Origin of the sequence: Microbacterium sp. 77mftsu3.1 (genome assembly GCF_900100525.1) — a bacterium.
Lineage (GTDB): Bacteria > Actinomycetota > Actinomycetes > Actinomycetales > Microbacteriaceae > Microbacterium > Microbacterium aquilitoris.
This window is the reverse complement of sequence record NZ_FNCR01000001.1, coordinates 641,639-658,293: the sequence shown is the minus strand read 5'-3', so window position 1 is coordinate 658,293 and position 16,655 is coordinate 641,639. Positions and strand designations below refer to the sequence as shown.

The window sequence follows — 16,655 nt, the reverse complement described above, 5'->3', positions numbered from 1 at the left end:
CTGAACCCCGACGGGAACGCCTGCGGAGTCAGCTCACCGACCATCGTCGCCCGATCGATAGATCGACGCCCCGAAGCTGGAGCCAGCGCTGTTTACTCAAGCTGCGACCCTGATCGCTACTGCCGCCGAAGACGCCCCTGACGAGTTCCATGGACCGTCGATCTCGGAGTTCTTCCCCGATGCGGTCTTCTCGATCGGCCCCCTCGTCGTCAACCGGATCCACCTCATCCAGATCCTCGCGACGATCGCCATCGTCCTGATCTTCTGGCTCGGCACCCGCCGCATGACGGTCGTCCCCGGCCGCTTCCAGAGCGTCGTCGAGATGGGCCTGGACTTCGTCCGGGTCAACATCGCCGAAGACCTGCTCGGCAAGAAGGACGGACGCCGGTTCCTGCCGATCCTCACCACGATCTTCTTCATGGTGCTTTTCATGAACATCACGGGTGTCATCCCGTTCCTGAACATCGCAGGTTCGTCGATCGTCGCGGTGCCCCTCCTCCTCGCGCTCGTCGCGTACGTCACCTTCATCTACGCCGGTATCAAGGCGAGCCCCGGGAACTTCTTCCGCAACTCGCTGATGCCTCCCGGGCTGCCCTGGTTCCTCTACATCCTGATCATCCCGCTCGAGTTCCTCTCGACGTTCATCATCCGGCCCGTGACGCTGACGCTCCGACTGCTGATGAACATGATCGTCGGGCACCTCATGCTCGTCCTGTTCTTCGCAGCGACGCAGTTCTTCCTCATCACCCTGGGCGGCTGGTTCTCGGCGCTCGCGGCCGGAACGCTCGCGTTCGGGTTCGCCTTCACGATCTTCGAGATCTTCGTCGCCTTCCTCCAGGCATACGTCTTCGCCATCCTCACCGCGGTCTACATCCAGCTCGCGGTGGCAGAAGAGCACTAAGCGGTCCGGCGCACGCCGAGCCATCCAACCGAAAGGAAACACCTCCGTGGACGCAACTACGGTTCTCGCCGCCCTCGAGGGCAACGTCGCGACGATGGGTTACGGCCTCGCCGCCATCGGCCCCGCCATCGGTGTGGGCATCGTCGTCGGCAAGACGATCGAGGGCGTGGCCCGTCAGCCCGAGCTGGCCGGTCGCCTGCAGGTCCTGATGTTCATCGGTATCGCCTTCACCGAGGCGCTCGCCTTCATCGGCATCGCGACCTACTTCATCTTCCAGTAAACCGCGACTCAGATCACTAAGGAGACAGGATGCTGAACGCTCTTGTCGCGTACGCAGCCGAAGAGGGCGGGTCTCACAACCCGCTGATCCCGGCTTGGTACGACATCATCTGGTCCGGGGTCTGCTTCGTCGTGATCCTGTTCGTCTTCTGGCGGGTCGCCCTCCCGAAGATGCAGGTCCTGCTCGACCAGCGCGCCGCTGCCATCGAGGGCAACATCGCGAAGGCCGACGAGGCTCAGCGCAAGGCGGAAGCCGCCCTCGAGGAGTACACGGCCCAGCTGGCCGAGGCTCGCAAGGAGGCCGGCGAGATCCGCGAGACCGCCCGCGAGGACGGTAAGAAGATCGTCGCCGAGGCCAAGGACAACGCGTCGGTCGAGGCCGCACGCCTGACCTCCGCCGCGCACCACCAGATCGAGGCCGAGCGCCAGACCGCGCTCGTCTCGCTGCGGAGCGAAGTGGGCACCCTCGCCCTCGACCTCGCCGGTGGTGTCATCGGCGAGACGCTGTCCGACGACGCCAAGGCCAAGGCCGTGGTCGACCGCTTCCTGGCCGACCTCGAATCCTCCGAGAAGGCAGCGAAGTAATGGGCAGCGCGACCACTCAAGCCCTCGCGGCGACGACGTCGGCCCTCACGGCCGCGCCGGGCGTCGACCTCGGTGTCGCCCGCGAGCTCTTCGCCGCGGTGCGCACCCTGGCCGGCTCGTCGCAGCTGAGCGGCGCGCTCTCGGATGCCTCGGTGCCCGCCGAAGCTCGACGTGCGCTCGTCTCGCGCGTCTTCGGCGGGTACTCGGCTGCGACCGGGTCGGTCCTCGACGCGGCCGTCGCCGAGCGCTGGTCGTCGTCGGCGGACCTGATCTCGGGGATCGAGGAGGCCGGCGTCCGCGCCGCCGCCATGGCCGAGCCGCAGGTCGACGTCGAGGCCGAGCTCTTCTCCGTGGCGCGTACGATCGCCGCCAACCCCGAGCTCGAGCTCGCGCTGGGCAGCCGGCTCGGTGACGCATCCGCCAAGGGCGCGCTCATCGAGACCCTGCTGAACGGCCGCGCCGCCGCATCGACGGTTGCGATCGTGTCGTCTCTCGTCCAGGTACCGCGGGAACGACGGGTCCGCTCGATGCTCAGCCGTGCGCTGCGTGTCGTCGCCGACCAGCGCGGACGCGCCGTGGCCACCGTCTTCGCGGCCGCGGAGCTCACCGACGAGCAGACGTCCCGCCTCCAGCGCACCCTCGCGGTGCGCTACGGCACCGAGGTCTCGCTGAACGTCGTCCTCGACCCCACGGTCGTCGGCGGTGTCCGCATCGAGATCGGCGACGACGTGATCGACGCCACCGTCTCGTCCCGACTGGGCGACCTCCGCCAGCGTCTGGCGGGCTGACTCTTCCCGCTCCACCGAGGAGCGGACCCGGCAGGCCAGGTGCCCGCCACAAGACCTCACTAAGAAGGAAGACCATGGCAGAACTGTCCATCAGCCCCGACGTCATCCGTGACGCGCTGAAAGACTTCGTCGCCGCCTACGAGCCCACCGGGGCAGCGGCGACCGAGGTCGGCACCGTCGTCGACGCCGCGGACGGCATCGCCCACGTCGAGGGCCTGCCCGGCGTGATGGCGAACGAGCTCGTGCGCTTCGAGAACGGCGTCGAGGGCCTCGCGCAGAACCTCGACGAGCACGAGATCGGTGTCGTCGTCCTCGGTGACTTCTCGGGCATCGAAGCCGGCCAGAAGGTCACCCGCTCCGGCGAGGTCCTCTCGGTCGGTGTCGGCGAGGGCTACCTCGGCCGCGTCGTCGACCCGCTCGGCAACCCGATCGACGGTCTCGGCGAGATCGCCACGACCGGCCGCCGCGCCCTCGAGCTGCAGGCGCCCGGCGTCATGCAGCGCAAGTCGGTCCACGAGCCGATGCAGACCGGCATCAAGGCCATCGACGCGATGATCCCCGTCGGCCGCGGTCAGCGCCAGCTGATCATCGGCGACCGCCAGACCGGCAAGACGGCCATCGCGATCGACACGATCATCAACCAGAAGGCCAACTGGGAGTCGGGCGACGTCACGAAGCAGGTCCGCTGCATCTACGTCGCGATCGGCCAGAAGGGCTCGACCATCGCTTCGGTGAAGGGCGCCCTCGAGGACGCCGGTGCCATGGAGTACACGACGATCGTCGCGGCCCCGGCATCCGACCCCGCCGGCTTCAAGTACCTCGCTCCCTACACCGGCTCGGCCATCGGTCAGCACTGGATGTACGAGGGCAAGCACGTCCTGATCATCTTCGACGACCTGTCGAAGCAGGCCGAGGCCTACCGCGCCGTGTCGCTGCTCCTGCGTCGTCCGCCGGGCCGTGAGGCGTACCCCGGTGACGTCTTCTACCTGCACTCGCGTCTGCTCGAGCGTTGCGCGAAGCTGTCCGACGAGCTCGGTGCCGGTTCGATGACGGGTCTGCCCATCATCGAGACCAAGGCCAACGACGTCTCGGCGTACATCCCGACCAACGTGATCTCGATCACCGACGGCCAGATCTTCCTGCAGTCCGACCTCTTCAACGCCAACCAGCGTCCCGCGGTCGACGTGGGTATCTCGGTCTCGCGTGTCGGTGGCGACGCCCAGGTGAAGTCGATCAAGAAGGTCTCGGGAACGCTCAAGCTCGAGCTCGCCCAGTACCGCTCGCTCGAGGCCTTCGCGATGTTCGCATCCGACCTCGACGCCGCGTCGCGTCGACAGCTGGCCCGTGGTGCACGTCTGACGGAGCTCCTGAAGCAGCCGCAGTACTCGCCGTACCCCGTCGAGGAGCAGGTCGTCTCGATCTGGGCCGGAACGAACGGCAAGCTCGACACGATCGAGGTGGAGGACGTCCTCCGTTTCGAGCGCGAACTGCTCGACCACCTGAAGCGGAACACGTCGATCCTCGACACCCTGCGCGACTCGAACGTGCTCGACGACAACACCGCCGGCGAGCTCGAGAAGGCCGTCGACGCCTTCGTCCTCGAGTTCCAGGGCGGCAAGGGTCAGGCACTCGGCACGCCGGGTCACGAAGAGGTCGCTGCTGCGGACGTCGATGACGTGAACCAGGAGAAGATCGTCAAGGGCCGCCGCGGCTGACGCCGACGGGAGACTCATAACCTATGGGCGCACAACTCAGGGTCTACAAGCAGAAGATCTCTTCTGCTCAGACGACCAAGAAGATCACGAAGGCGATGGAACTCATCGCGGCTTCGCGCATCCAGAAGGCGATGGCTCGCGTCCGCGCGTCCAACCCCTTCGCGCGGGCCGTCACGCGTGCCGTCTCCGCCGTGTCGACGCACTCCAACGTGCAGCACCCGCTGACCACCGAGCGGGAGCAGATCCGTCGTTCCGCCGTCGTCGTCTTCGGTTCCGACCGCGGCCTCGCCGGCGCGTTCAACTCGCAGGTCATCCGCGAGGCTCTGCAGCTCGGCGAGCTGCTGCGCAGCCAGAGTGTCGAGCCGGTCTACTTCCTGGTGGGCCGCAAGCCGGTCGGATTCTTCCAGTTCCGTCGCATCGCGACGGCGGGGGAGTGGATCGGTGACACCGACACCCCGGCGTTCTCGACGGCCGAGGAGATCGCGGCGGCGCTGATCGCCGCGTACGAGCTCGGCGGCGGCGAGGGCGGCGTGGATGAGATCAATCTCGTCTACAACCGCTTCGTCAGCATGATGACGCAGACGCCGGAGACGGTCCGTCTGCTGCCTCTCGAGGTCGTCGAGGCGGAGGACACGGCATCGAGCCAGGTCTACCCGCTCTACGAGTTCGAACCGGATGCCGAGACGGTGCTCGACGCGCTGCTGCCGGTGTACGTGCAGAGCCGCGTGTTCAACGCGCTCCTGCAGTCGTCCGCCGCGAAGCAGGCCGCCACGCAGAAGGCGATGAAGTCCGCCAGCGACAACGCCGACAAGCTCATCACCGACTACACCCGCCTGCGCAACAACGCGCGTCAGGCGGAGATCACGCAGCAGATCGCCGAGATCGTCGGCGGCGCCGACGCGCTGGCGTCGGGCAAATAGACCACACGAAAGAAGAGAAGCCATGAGCCTCACCGCTGAGAAGACGGAGACCCCCGTCGTCGGCCGCGTCGCGCGCGTCACCGGCCCGGTCGTCGACATCGAGTTCCCGCACGACTCGATCCCCGAGATCTACAACGCTCTGAAGACCACGATCGTAATCGGCGACCAGTCGACCGAGATCACCCTCGAGGTCGCCCAGCACCTGGGCGACGACCTCGTCCGCGCCATCTCGCTGAAGCCGACCGACGGCATGGTCCGCGGGCAGGAGGTGCGCAACACCGGCGGTCCCATCACGGTTCCCGTCGGCGACGTCACCAAGGGCAAGGTCTTCAACGTCACGGGTGACGTCCTGAACGCCGCACCGGGCGAGACCATCGAGGTCACCGAGCGCTGGGGCATCCACCGCCAGGCGCCGAACTTCGACCAGCTCGAGTCCAAGACCGAGATGTTCGAGACCGGCATCAAGAGCATCGACCTGCTCACCCCGTACGTGCAGGGTGGAAAGATCGGTCTGTTCGGTGGCGCCGGTGTCGGAAAGACCGTCCTCATCCAGGAGATGATCCAGCGCGTCGCGCAGGACCACGGTGGTGTGTCGGTGTTCGCCGGTGTCGGTGAGCGCACCCGTGAGGGCAACGACCTCATCGCCGAGATGGAAGAGGCGGGTGTCTTCGACAAGACCGCCCTCGTCTTCGGCCAGATGGACGAGCCGCCGGGGACGCGCCTCCGTGTCGCCCTGTCGGCGCTGACGATGGCGGAGTACTTCCGCGATGTCCAGAAGCAGGACGTGCTCCTCTTCATCGACAACATCTTCCGCTTCACGCAGGCCGGTTCCGAGGTCTCCACGCTGCTGGGCCGCATGCCCTCCGCCGTGGGTTACCAGCCGAACCTCGCCGACGAGATGGGCGTGCTCCAGGAGCGCATCACCTCGACGCGTGGTCACTCGATCACCTCGCTGCAGGCGATCTACGTCCCCGCCGACGACTACACCGACCCGGCTCCGGCGACCACGTTCGCGCACCTCGACGCGACCACCGAGCTCTCGCGTGAGATCGCATCGAAGGGTCTGTACCCCGCGATCGACCCGCTGACCTCGACGAGCCGCATCCTCGACCCGCGCTACATCGGTGAGGATCACTACCGTGTGGCCACGTCGGTGAAGCAGATCCTTCAGAAGAACAAGGAACTGCAGGAGATCATCGCGATCCTCGGTGTCGACGAGCTCTCCGAAGAGGACAAGATCGTCGTGTCGCGCGCACGCCGCATCCAGCAGTTCCTCTCGCAGAACACCTACATGGCCAAGAAGTTCACCGGCGTCGAGGGCTCCACGGTCCCGATCAAGGAGACCATCGAGTCGTTCGACGCGATCGTCAAGGGTGACTTCGACCACGTGGCCGAGCAGGCCTTCTTCAACGTCGGTGGCATCGGCGACGTCGAAGAGAAGTGGGCTCAGATCCAGAAGGAGAACGGCTGACATGGCGCTGACCGTCACCCTCGTCTCCGCTGAGGCGGAGGTCTGGCACGGCGAGGCGAGCCTCGTCGTGGCCAAGACGGTCGAGGGCGAGATCGGCTTCATGGCCGGTCACGAGCCCGTGCTCGCGATCCTCGCCGAAGGACAGGTCCGCATCACGCAGTCGAACGGCGAGAAGATCGTCGCGACGGCGGAGGACGGTTTCCTCTCGATGGAGAACGACGAGCTCACCATCGTGGCCGGGAACGCAGCCCTGCAGTCCTGACACCCCTTTCACGCAGCGCCGCCCGGTTCGCCGGGCGGCGCTGCGCTTTTCCCTGGAGGTCGCGTCGTGCTGATCCTGCTCCCGCCATCCGAGACGAAGCGCCCCGGCGGCGACGGACCGCCGTGGCATGCGGACGCTCTCTCGTTCCCGGGCCTCCGCGCCGAACGCGATCGGGTGGTCGATGCGCTCGTCGCGCTGAGTGACGACGAGGACACCGCGGCCCGGGTGCTCAAGTTGTCCGCCCGGCAGCGGGGGGAGGTCGCCGTGAACGCCGCGCTCCGGACCTCGCCCACGGTCCCCGCCGCGGACCGGTACACCGGCGTGCTGTTCGACGCCCTCGACGCGTCGACCCTGGATGACGCGGCCCGGGAGTGGCTGCGGACCCGTGTCGCGATCCACTCGGCGCCCTTCGGCGTCGTGGGGGCACTCGACCCGCTTCCCGCTTACCGGCTGGGTGCCGGCATCCGCCTCCCCGGTCTGCCGTCGATGAGGTCGGTGTGGGCGGATGCCGTCGGTGCCGCGATCGCGGCTACGGCGCCGTCGTTCGTGCTCGACCTGCGGTCGGAGGCGTATGTGACGCTGGGGCCCGTGCCGGCGGAGATCCCGCAGGCCTATGTGCGGGTCGTCTCCGAGGGGCCCGACGGCGCTGTCCGCGCGCTCAACCATTTCAACAAGCACGCGAAGGGGGAGCTGGTCCGCCGCCTCGCCTCGACCCGGCCCCACACCACGGATCCGGCCGGGCTCATGCGATGGGCGCAGGACGAGGGGATCGTCCTGCGCCCATCGGGGGCCGGAGAGCTGGAGCTCGTCGTGCCTCCCGTTACGAGATGAGGCGGAGCGTGACCGGGTAGCGGTAGCTTCCGCCGGCGTTGACGCGCACCCCGCCGAGGATCGAGAACACGATGTTCACGACCCACAGGGCGACGGGGAGAAGTCCGATCAGCAGGCCGATGACCGGGATCCAGCCGAGCACGAGCGTGAGGATCCAGGCCGCGACCATCGCGATCGTGAACGTGATCTGCCAGTTGAGCGCTTCTTTGCCTTCGGCGTTCGTCCGGGGTCCCCGGTCCTTGAAGATCAGCCAGATGACGAGGGCGGGAACGAATCCGATGACGCCGCCGAAGTGCGCGAAGGATGCCCACTGCTTGTCCTGGTCGGGCGGAAGTGGACCCGAGGGCGCCGGTTGGGCGTAGGGCTGCGACGGAGGCTGCTGCCCGTAGGGCTGCTGCGGTGGCGGTGAGTAGGGCTGCTGCGGCGGTGCCGGGTGGTCGTTGGGCGCCTGCCCGGGGGGCGGCGTCGGACCACCAGCGGGAGGAGTGGGCCCGCCGTTCTGCGGGGGATTCGGATCTGACATCGCTGTGTCCTCCTGTCGGGGTCGCCGCGGGCGCGGCGACCGGCGCGCGTGCGCCGGTTCAGCGAAACCGTAGTGCCCTCCACCAGTGCAGGGCAACGGCTTGTGCCGCGAGATGACGGGGGTTGTGTCCACTAGAGTGTGAAGACGCTGCACCGATCAGGAAAGAAGGCGGAGCGTGCCCGAAGTCGTCACCTCATCCCGCGTCGTCACCACCGGCACGGGTTCCGTCGAGGTGCGCTGGGCCGAGGTCACCCACCAGGGCCGGCGACGCGAGAACAACCAGGACGCCGTCCTCTCCGCGTTCCCCCTCTTCGTCGTCGCAGACGGCATGGGCGGTCACATCGGCGGCGAGATCGCGAGCTCTCGGACCGTCGAGCGACTGTCGGCCGCGGTCGATCGTGGAACCGTCTCTCCCGAAGTGATCGAGGACGCCCTCGAGCGCGCGGTCGATGACATCGCGTCGCATTCCGAGACGACGGACGACGGCACCGGCACGACCGTGACCGGCGTCTACCTCGACCTCACGGGTGACGAGCCGACCTGGGTGACTCTCAATATCGGCGACTCGCGCGTGTATCTCCTCCGCGACGGCGCCCTCGCTCAGGTGACGACCGACCACTCGGTGGTCCAGGAACTCATCGCCGCCGGTCGCCTCAGCCCCGAAGAGGCCGAGAACCACCCCTACGGGAACGTCATCACCCGTGCCGTGGGACCCAGCGACGGTGTCGTTCCCGACTACGTCCGTCTCGAGGTGGTCGACGGCGATCGCTTCGTCGTCTGCAGCGACGGGCTGACCAAAGAACTCACCGACTACGGCATCCTCCACTTCCTTCTGCAGCACCACGATCCGGCCGCCGCAGTCGACGCGATGCTCGAAGCCGCGCTCGAGAACGGCGGCCGCGACAACGTCTCGATCATCGTCGTGGGTGCGCGGTTCCTCTCGGCGGACGACGACACCGCGACCGTCGAGATCTCCTCCCCGGTCGCCTCCTGACCGATTCCCTCCACAGGCCGTCGTCTCCCGCGTCTGCGGGTGGTGTCGTCTGACGAGAGTGGATGCGTGTCCACTCTCGCTCCCGATGACCCGCTGACCCTCCCGCGTCGACCCGCGCCGACACCGCGTCCGCCGCTTCCGGTGATGACCGCTGTCGTGCCGGTCATCGGCGCGGTCGTCCTCTGGGCGGTGACGGGATCGGCCTACGCCCTCCTGTTCGCAGCGCTCGGACCTCTGATCGCGGTGGCCTCGGTCGCGGACGCCGCGCGCACGTCGAGGCGGACCGCGAAGAAGGATGCCGCAGCCCTCAGGCGCGAGCTCGCGCAGGCCGAGGTCGAGGTGGCCCGCAGACACGAGGACGAACGCGAGCAGCGGTGGGCGACGCATCCGGACGTTCAACGGTTCCTCGCGAGGCCCGAATCGATCTGGCGCTCCGTGGCCGAACGCGAGGCCATGCTGGTCGTCGGGTCCGGTGATGACGCCAGCGCTCTCCGCGTCACGGGCGGCGACGGTGATGACGCGGCGACCGCGCTGCGTCGCAGCGCCGGCGTCCTCAGCGACGTCCCCGTGCCGATCCCCCTGACGACCGGGGTCGCCGTCATCGGACCGCCCCGACTGGCTGCGGCCGTGACGCGCGCCCTCGCCCTGCAGATCCTCCTGTGCCTGGCTCCCGGTCGGGTGCGGCTGGGCGACGGCGGGCCGGCGTGGACGGATGCCGCTCCCCACCGCGCCGCGGTGGTGGGACCCCTCCTCCAGATTCTGGAAGAGGGAGGTCTGGTGGGCGGCGATGTCGACGTCCCGCTCGTCGTCGTCCCCGAAGGCGCCCCGCCGCCCCCGCGGTGCGGGGCGGTCCTCAGGCTCACCGGCCCCACGACGGCACGCCTCGACCTCGACGGTCGATCCCGCGACGTGACCGTCGAGGTCGTGTCGGAGCACCAGGCGGCACGGGCGGCGGAGCTGCTGTCCGAGCGGGCGACCCGAGCACTGGGGAACACGGTCGACCTGCCGCTCACGCTCCGCGACGCGATGCGCAGCGCCCCCTCGGCGGGGCCGGGGTCGCTTCCCGCAGCCTTCGCCGGGGCCGGCGGTGCCGTGTTCCCGATCGACCTGGTCCATGACGGTCCGCACGCCGTCGTCATCGGGATGACCGGAGCGGGCAAGAGCGAGCTCCTCACATCGTGGGTGGTGTCGTTGTGCGCCGCGCACACGGCTTCGCAGGTGGGGCTCCTCCTCGTCGACTTCAAGGGAGGGAGGACGTTCGACCATCTCGCGTCGCTGCCGCACGTGACGGGGGTCCTGACCGACCTCGACGAGCCGACGACCGTCCGCGCGATCGAGAGCCTCCGCGCCGAGGTGAGGTATCGGGAGCGGACCCTCGCCGCGCGAGGCGCCCGCGACATCGACGAAGCGGGCGACGCGCTCGGCCGCCTCGTGATCGTCGTCGACGAATACGCGGCGCTCGTCGCTGCGCATCCCGTCCTCCACGATGTGTTCGGCGACCTCGCGGCGCGCGGCCGGGCGCTCGGCATCCATCTGATCCTCGCGGCGCAGCGGGCGAACGGTGTCTTCCGGGATGCGGTCCTCGCCAACGCGCCGCTCCGCATCGCGCTCCGGGTGGCTGACGGATCCGACTCGCGCGCCGTGCTGGGCGTCGACGACGCCTGTCGACTCTCCGGGCGGCCCGAGGCGCGCGGCACCGCACTCGTCCGCCGCAGCCGCGACACGGCGCCGCAGGCGGTCCGGGTGGCCTTGTGCGACGGCGCGGTCATCGCCGAGACGGTCGAGAGCCGTCGTGGTGACCGTGCGCGGCGCCCGTGGCTTCCCGCGCTCCCCGAGCGGATTCCGCTGTCGCCGTCGCCGGGCCGTGACGGGGTGCTGCTCGGCGTCGCCGATGAGCCCGAGCAGCAGCGCCAGCGCGAGGTCATCTGGGAGGATCCCGCCCTGGTGGTCATCGGCGGCCCCGGCAGCGGCAGGACCGGCGTCCTGCGCGCCGTCGCCGCGCAGTCGACCGTGCGGGTGGTGCCGCCGGACCCCGAGGGAGCGTGGGACACCCTCACCGGTATCGAGGGGATGCCGGCCGGCACGACGCTCCTCGTCGACGATCTCGACGTGGTGCTGTCGGCCCTGCCGGGGGAGTACGGCGCCGTCGCGGCGGAGGCACTGGAGAGCGCGCTGCGCGCGGCCCGGGCCCGCGGCATCCGGATCGTGCTGACGACGCAGCGCGTCGGCGGCGGCGTGGGGCGGATCCTCGAGCTCGTGCCTCGGCGGCTCATCCTGGCAACGGCATCCCGCGCCGACCATGTCGCGGCGGGAGGGGAATCGGCCGACTTCGTCGTGGACCCGCCACCCGGACGCGGAAGGCTCGGTCGCACGCTCGTCCAGGTGGCGGATGCCGGTGAGCTGCCGTTGCACGGGCCCAGCGAGGGGCCGCCGGTGTGGCAGCCGGGCCGGCGTCCCGCAGCGGTGGTGGTGCCCGCGGGGCCACGATCGCGTCGGTTGACGGAGGCGTGGGAGCGGATGGGGATCCGGGTCGATTCGGTCGACGGCGAGGCTCGCCTGGCCCGCGGCGGTGTCGTGATCGGATCACCGGACGCCTGGCTCGCACAGTGGCGCCTGCTCGCGGCAGCGCGTGCCGACGGCGACCTCGTCATCGATGCCGCGTGCGCCGCCGAGTACCGGTCGCTCGTCGGTACGCGTGACCTGCCGCCGTTCGCCGTCCCGGGGGCGTCGCGGGCCTGGGTGCACTCTCCCGACCGGCCCGTGCGCCGAGTGCTGCTTGCCGGTGAGGGGGAGGGGGCCGGCTGACAGGGCTCAGACGGTGGGTCGGATGACCCCGACATCGCGGCCGCCGCCGGTCACCGTCAGCGGCAGATCGCCCAGGGTGCGGGCGACGTCGGCCGCCTGCAACGCCCCCGCCCGCACGAGCAGGGTGAGGGCGGTGACGACACCCGCCCGGTTGCTCCCGTCGAGGATCTTGAGGACGACCGTGGTGCCGTCGGGGGCGACCATCGCCATGACCCCTTCGGCACCGTGCTTGGCGAACACGCCGAGCCGCTCGGTCACGATCGAGTCCGGCAGCCCCGGGCCCTGGATCACCCACGGGTGCTCGCGGACGGCGCGCACCAGCATGCCGGCGCTCCGGTGCAGGGCGAAGGGCGAGCGCTCCGAAGACGCCCCGATGCGATGGATCGCGCGCGCCAGTGCGGCGAGCGTCATCGCGTGCACCGGGGCGCCGCATCCGTCCACCGCCGTCGCCGTGATCTTCGTGCCGGTGAGGCGCTCGACCACCTCGCGCGTGTGGACCTGCAGCGGATGCTGCGGCTCGAGGTACGTGGCCATGTCCCACCCGTTCGCGTGGCAGGCCAACAGCATCGCCGCGTGCTTTCCCGAGCAGTTCATCCTCACGCGCTGCGGGCCGATGAGCTCTCGGGTCATCTCGTCGCGCGCTGCCGCATCCCCGGGCCAGGCCGGCGGGCACAGGAGCGCGTCCTCGCCGACGCCGGCGGCGTTCAGGATGTCCGTCACGAGCGCGACGTGACGGTCTGTCCCCGAGTGGCTGGCCGTGGCCACGGCGAGATGAGCGCCTTCGAGCGCGGCTCCTGCCGAGACGCTCGCCAACGCCTGCATCGGCTTGAGGGACGAGCGGGGGAGGATCGGCGCCTCCACCGCGCCCAGTGTCGACACGACGACGCCGTCGGGATCCAGCACGATCGCCGATCCTGCGTGACGGGATTCCACGAATCCGCTGCGTTCGACGACGGCGAGTTCGACGGCATCCGTCACAGCGAAGGTCTCAGGCACCCGTTCAGCCTACCCAGCGGGCTCGGGGCCACCGCCGTCCGAAGGTGCGAGACTGGCGGTGTGCGCGACGAACACCACTACCGAGTGAGCACCCTGTGGACCGGCGACCGCGGTACCGGCACGAGCGGGTACCGCGACTACGACCGGGCCGTCACCCTCCGCGTCGAGGGGAAGCCCGACCTCCTGGGCTCGAGCGACAGGCCGTTCCGCGGGGACCCGACGCGCTGGAACCCCGAGGACCTCCTGCTCGCGGCGCTGTCGGAGTGCCACCTGCTCTCGTACCTGCACGCGTGCGTGACGGCGGGCGTCGTGGTCACGTCCTACGAGGACGACGCGGCCGGGACGATGGGGCTCGACGGGAAGGGCGGGGGAGCGTTCCGCGAAGTGACCCTGCACCCGCGGGTCACGGTCGCCGACCCTGCGATGATCCCCGCGGCGGAGGCGGCGCACCGACAGGCACGCGAATGGTGCTTCATCGCGAATTCCGTGAACTTCCCCGTGCATCACGAGGCGACGGTGACTGCTGCCGCACCTCACGAGTCCTGACCCGGCTGCGCCGACCGGTCCCGCTCAGCGTCGCTCGTGCGGGAGCACCTGTTTGAGCCGCTCGACCGGGTTCTGCGCGGGGACCTCGTTGTACGCTCCGGCCAGCTCCTGACCGGAGAGCGCGTGGATCGCGGTCATGATGTCGTCCGTCGCCTGACGGCGGGCGCGACCGGAGGATGCCGCGCCGTGGTGGGAGAGGTCGATGGGTTCGCCGTACCGGATGGTGACCCGGGGGGACAGGCGCGGCCACTTGGCGCCGACGGGCATCGCCGCGTTCGTGCCGACGATGCCGACGGGCACGACGGGGGCGCCCGTCTCGAGAGCGAGGAAGGCGACGCCGGTGCGGCCCTTGTACAGACGCCCGTCCAACGACCGCGTCCCCTCGGGGTAAAGCGCGATGGCCTTCCCGGACTGGAGGATGCGGCGCTGCTGATCGAGCGCATCGAGGGCGGCCTGGCCGGCACCGCGCTGAACGGGCGTCGCGCCGAGGGCGCGGAAGAACCGGTTGCTGAACCAGCCCTTCAGGCCGGTGCCGTCGAAGTAGCTCGACTTGGCGAGGAAGTACACGGGGCGCGGCGCGAACAACGGGAGCACGAAAGAGTCGATGAAGCTCAGGTGATTGCTGGCCAGGATGATGGGACCCGTGCGCGGGATGTTCCCGACACCCTCGATCCGCGGCCGGTAGATGAGTCGCGCCAGGGGACCGAAACCCCAGCGGACCAGGTAGTAGAGGGCCCCGGCGCGCGCGAGTTCATCGACAGATGACTCGGCAGAGGGCTCGGGGGGAGTCTGCGCTTCGGTCACCAGAAGAGGGTACTGCCAAACCCATACGCGTCAGGACATGACGGAGCAGCAGGTCGCGACCGGATTCGGCGCCCGACTCACACCCCGGACAAAAGATCATGGGGGAGTATGGACGGACACCCCGTATCTCTGTGAGGTTCTTTCGTGCGTCTTCGTCCCATCGCCGCCCTTTCCGCCGCTGCCGTGGCCGTCCTCCTGCTGGCCGGGTGCGCATCCGGCCAGGGCACCGCGCAGCCCACCGGAACGGCGGCTGCCGATCTCTGCGCCGCGCAAGCCAAGCCGGGCAAGGCTTCCGATTCCGTCAAGGTCGACGGCGAGGTCGGCAAGCCGTCCAAGGCGACGTTCGAGAAGCCGCTCGAGCCCAAGGCGCTGCAGGTGAGCGTCCTGGACGAGGGCACGGGCGACGCCGTCAAGCCGGGCGACTTCGTCTCGTATGCGATGACGGCCTACAACGCCAAGACGGGCGAAGAGCTCGCGACGGTCGGCTACAAGCCGGGCGAGTTCCTGCCTTCGCAGCTGTCGGCCGCAACTGTCCTCGGACAGGTCTTCGGGTGCGGCAAGATCGGCGAGCGCGTCGTCGCCGCCTTCCCCGCGAGCGACACCGCCCAGTCCGAGGTCTACGTCCTCGACCTGCTCGGCACCGTGCCGACCGCAGCGTGGGGCGAGCCCCAGGCCGAACCCGCGGGACTCCCGAAGGTGAAGCTCGCCGACAACGGCGCCCCGACCATCACGATCCCCGAAGGCCAGGACCCGCCCACTGCGACGGAGGTCGCGACCCTGAAGAAGGGCGACGGCTACAAGGTCCAGCAGGGCGACTACACGCTCATCCAGTACACGGGCGTGCGCTGGTCGGACGGCAAGACGTTCGACTCCACCTGGGAGAAGAACACTCCGGCGACCCTCACCACGACCCAGGTCGTCAAGGGCTTCCAGAAGGCGCTCGAGGGTCAGACCGTCGGATCGCAGGTGCTCGTCGTCATCCCGCCCGCCGAGGGATACGGCGAGGGCAAGATCAACGAGGCCGACCTGAAGGGCGAGACGCTGGTCTTCGTCGTCGACATCCTCGGAGCGCAGTCGGCGACCGCCGGCGCCGCAACCGAATGACCCCGCGGCGGGCGCTTCGGCGCCCGCCGGTAGGGTGAAGGCCATGCGACGCATCCTGATCCTGGGCTCGACCGGTTCGATCGGGACGCAGGCGCTCGACGTCATCCGCGCGAACCGCGACCGGTTCGAAGTCGTCGGCCTCGCCGCGGGTCGTGACCGCGACGGGATGCAGGCGCAGGCCGACGAGTTCGGGGTCACCGAGACCGCGCTCGGCGCGGTCGACGCCGAACGCCTGGTACGCAGCGTCGAGGCCGACGTGGTCATCAACGGCATCACGGGTTCCGTCGGTCTCGGTCCGACCCTCGCGGCCCTCGAATCCGGAGCGGTCCTCGCCCTCGCCAACAAGGAGTCGCTCATCGTGGGCGGGCCGCTCGTAACGAAGCTCGCGGCACCGGACCAGATCGTCCCCGTCGACTCCGAGCACTCCGCCATCGCGCAGTGCCTGCGGGCGGGGGATGCGGCCGAGGTGCGACGTCTCGTCCTCACCGCGTCGGGCGGCCCCTTCCGTGGTCGCTCCCGCGACCGGTTGCAGGACGTCACACCGCGCGAAGCGCTCGCTCACCCGACGTGGGACATGGGCCGCGTCGTCACGACGAACTCCGCGACCCTCGTCAACAAGGGACTCGAGGTCATCGAGGCGCACCTGCTCTTCGGCATCCCGTACGACCGGATCGACGTCACGGTCCACCCGCAGTCCATCGTCCACTCGATGGTCGAGTTCGTCGACGGGTCGACGATCGTCCAGGCGTCCCCGCCCGACATGCGTCTGCCGATCTCGCTGTCGCTCGACTGGCCGCACCGGGTCGCCGGGGTCGGGGAGCCGCTGGACTGGACGACCGCGTCGACCTGGACGTTCGAGCCGCTCGACGAGGATGCTTTCCCGAGCGTCGCGCTCGCCAAGCAGGTCGGTGTGGCCGGCGACACGTATCCGGCCGTGTTCAACGCCGCGAACGAGCAGGCCGTCGACGCCTTCCACGAGGGCGCCCTGTCGTTCCTCGGGATCGTGGAGACCGTCGCGCGGGTCGTCGACGCGCACGAGCGCCCGAGCGAACTGACTCGGGAGTCGCTCGCCGCCGCCGAGCGGTGGGCCCGCGACACGGCGGACCGGCTCATCGCCGCGCGCTGAGCCGC

The 16,655-nt window shown here is 69.5% G+C and carries 17 protein-coding genes; 14 read left to right on the top strand and 3 right to left on the bottom strand.

Annotation, left to right across the window (positions count from 1 at the left end; genetic code table 11):
* The first annotated feature begins 109 nt into the window (after positions 1–109).
* From atpB to BLR68_RS03350, 9 genes are all read left to right on the top strand, one after another.
* On the top strand, positions 110–901 hold the full coding sequence (gene atpB / locus BLR68_RS03390; RefSeq protein WP_223247006.1) for a F0F1 ATP synthase subunit A: 792 nt from the start codon (positions 110–112) through the stop codon (positions 899–901).
* A 46-nt stretch (positions 902–947) separates the two neighbouring features.
* Positions 948–1,181: an ATP synthase F0 subunit C gene (atpE, locus tag BLR68_RS03385; protein WP_018188628.1), complete on the top strand. Its 234-nt coding sequence runs from the start codon at positions 948–950 to the stop codon at positions 1,179–1,181.
* A 29-nt stretch (positions 1,182–1,210) separates the two neighbouring features.
* Positions 1,211–1,765: a F0F1 ATP synthase subunit B gene (locus BLR68_RS03380; protein WP_018188627.1), complete on the top strand. Its 555-nt coding sequence runs from the start codon at positions 1,211–1,213 to the stop codon at positions 1,763–1,765.
* On the top strand, positions 1,765–2,553 hold the full coding sequence (locus BLR68_RS03375) for a F0F1 ATP synthase subunit delta (protein WP_018188626.1): 789 nt from the start codon (positions 1,765–1,767) through the stop codon (positions 2,551–2,553). Before BLR68_RS03380 ends, BLR68_RS03375 begins: the two co-directional genes overlap by 1 nt.
* A 74-nt stretch (positions 2,554–2,627) precedes the next feature.
* Complete coding sequence (gene atpA, locus BLR68_RS03370) at positions 2,628–4,268, top strand: F0F1 ATP synthase subunit alpha (protein ID WP_018188625.1); 1,641 nt, start codon at positions 2,628–2,630, stop codon at positions 4,266–4,268.
* Positions 4,269–4,291: 23 nt separating this feature from the next.
* Positions 4,292–5,188, top strand: coding sequence for a F0F1 ATP synthase subunit gamma (locus tag BLR68_RS03365; RefSeq protein WP_018188624.1), 897 nt, complete (start codon positions 4,292–4,294; stop codon positions 5,186–5,188).
* Between the two features lie 22 nt (positions 5,189–5,210).
* Positions 5,211–6,659: a F0F1 ATP synthase subunit beta gene (gene atpD, locus BLR68_RS03360; RefSeq protein ID WP_018188623.1), complete on the top strand. Its 1,449-nt coding sequence runs from the start codon at positions 5,211–5,213 to the stop codon at positions 6,657–6,659.
* Between the two features lies 1 nt (position 6,660).
* Positions 6,661–6,921, top strand: a complete 261-nt coding sequence (locus BLR68_RS03355; protein WP_018188622.1) for a F0F1 ATP synthase subunit epsilon — start codon at positions 6,661–6,663, stop codon at positions 6,919–6,921.
* A 66-nt stretch (positions 6,922–6,987) separates the two neighbouring features.
* Positions 6,988–7,752: a YaaA family protein gene (locus BLR68_RS03350; protein ID WP_018188621.1), complete on the top strand. Its 765-nt coding sequence runs from the start codon at positions 6,988–6,990 to the stop codon at positions 7,750–7,752.
* On the opposite strand, the gene BLR68_RS03345 is transcribed toward BLR68_RS03350, so the two are convergent.
* A complete protein-coding gene (locus BLR68_RS03345; protein ID WP_018188620.1) occupies positions 7,742–8,275 on the bottom strand; it encodes a DUF4870 domain-containing protein in 534 nt (177 codons plus the stop codon). The two genes, BLR68_RS03350 and BLR68_RS03345, sit on opposite strands and share 11 nt — an antisense overlap.
* Positions 8,276–8,450: 175 nt before the next feature.
* Between BLR68_RS03345 and BLR68_RS03340 the strand changes: the two genes are divergently transcribed.
* Together BLR68_RS03340 and BLR68_RS03335 are read left to right on the top strand one after the other, a co-directional pair.
* A complete protein-coding gene (locus BLR68_RS03340) occupies positions 8,451–9,269 on the top strand; it encodes a PP2C family protein-serine/threonine phosphatase (RefSeq protein WP_018188619.1) in 819 nt (272 codons plus the stop codon).
* A 66-nt stretch (positions 9,270–9,335) separates the two neighbouring features.
* Positions 9,336–12,074 carry an FtsK/SpoIIIE domain-containing protein gene (locus tag BLR68_RS03335; RefSeq protein ID WP_026303026.1) on the top strand — a complete coding sequence of 913 codons (2,739 nt, stop codon included), beginning with the start codon at positions 9,336–9,338 and terminating at the stop codon, positions 12,072–12,074.
* A gap of 6 nt (positions 12,075–12,080) precedes the next feature.
* On the opposite strand, the gene BLR68_RS03330 is transcribed toward BLR68_RS03335, so the two are convergent.
* Positions 12,081–13,070: an asparaginase gene (locus BLR68_RS03330; RefSeq protein ID WP_020096832.1), complete on the bottom strand. Its 990-nt coding sequence runs from the start codon at positions 13,068–13,070 to the stop codon at positions 12,081–12,083.
* 60 nt (positions 13,071–13,130) lie between these two features.
* On the opposite strand from BLR68_RS03330, the gene BLR68_RS03325 reads away from it, so the two are divergent.
* Entirely contained in the window at positions 13,131–13,616 is a 486-nt protein-coding gene (locus BLR68_RS03325) for an OsmC family protein (RefSeq protein ID WP_018188617.1), read from the top strand.
* A gap of 24 nt (positions 13,617–13,640) precedes the next feature.
* Here BLR68_RS03325 and BLR68_RS03320 read toward each other — a convergent pair whose 3' ends face one another.
* Entirely contained in the window at positions 13,641–14,420 is a 780-nt protein-coding gene (locus BLR68_RS03320) for a lysophospholipid acyltransferase family protein (RefSeq protein ID WP_018188616.1), read from the bottom strand.
* A gap of 144 nt (positions 14,421–14,564) precedes the next feature.
* On the opposite strand from BLR68_RS03320, the gene BLR68_RS03315 reads away from it, so the two are divergent.
* Both BLR68_RS03315 and dxr read left to right on the top strand, forming a co-directional pair.
* Positions 14,565–15,524, top strand: coding sequence for an FKBP-type peptidyl-prolyl cis-trans isomerase (locus tag BLR68_RS03315; RefSeq protein WP_018188615.1), 960 nt, complete (start codon positions 14,565–14,567; stop codon positions 15,522–15,524).
* Positions 15,525–15,567: 43 nt separating this feature from the next.
* Complete coding sequence (dxr, locus tag BLR68_RS03310; protein WP_026303025.1) at positions 15,568–16,650, top strand: 1-deoxy-D-xylulose-5-phosphate reductoisomerase; 1,083 nt, start codon at positions 15,568–15,570, stop codon at positions 16,648–16,650.
* The last annotated feature ends 5 nt before the right edge of the window (positions 16,651–16,655 follow it).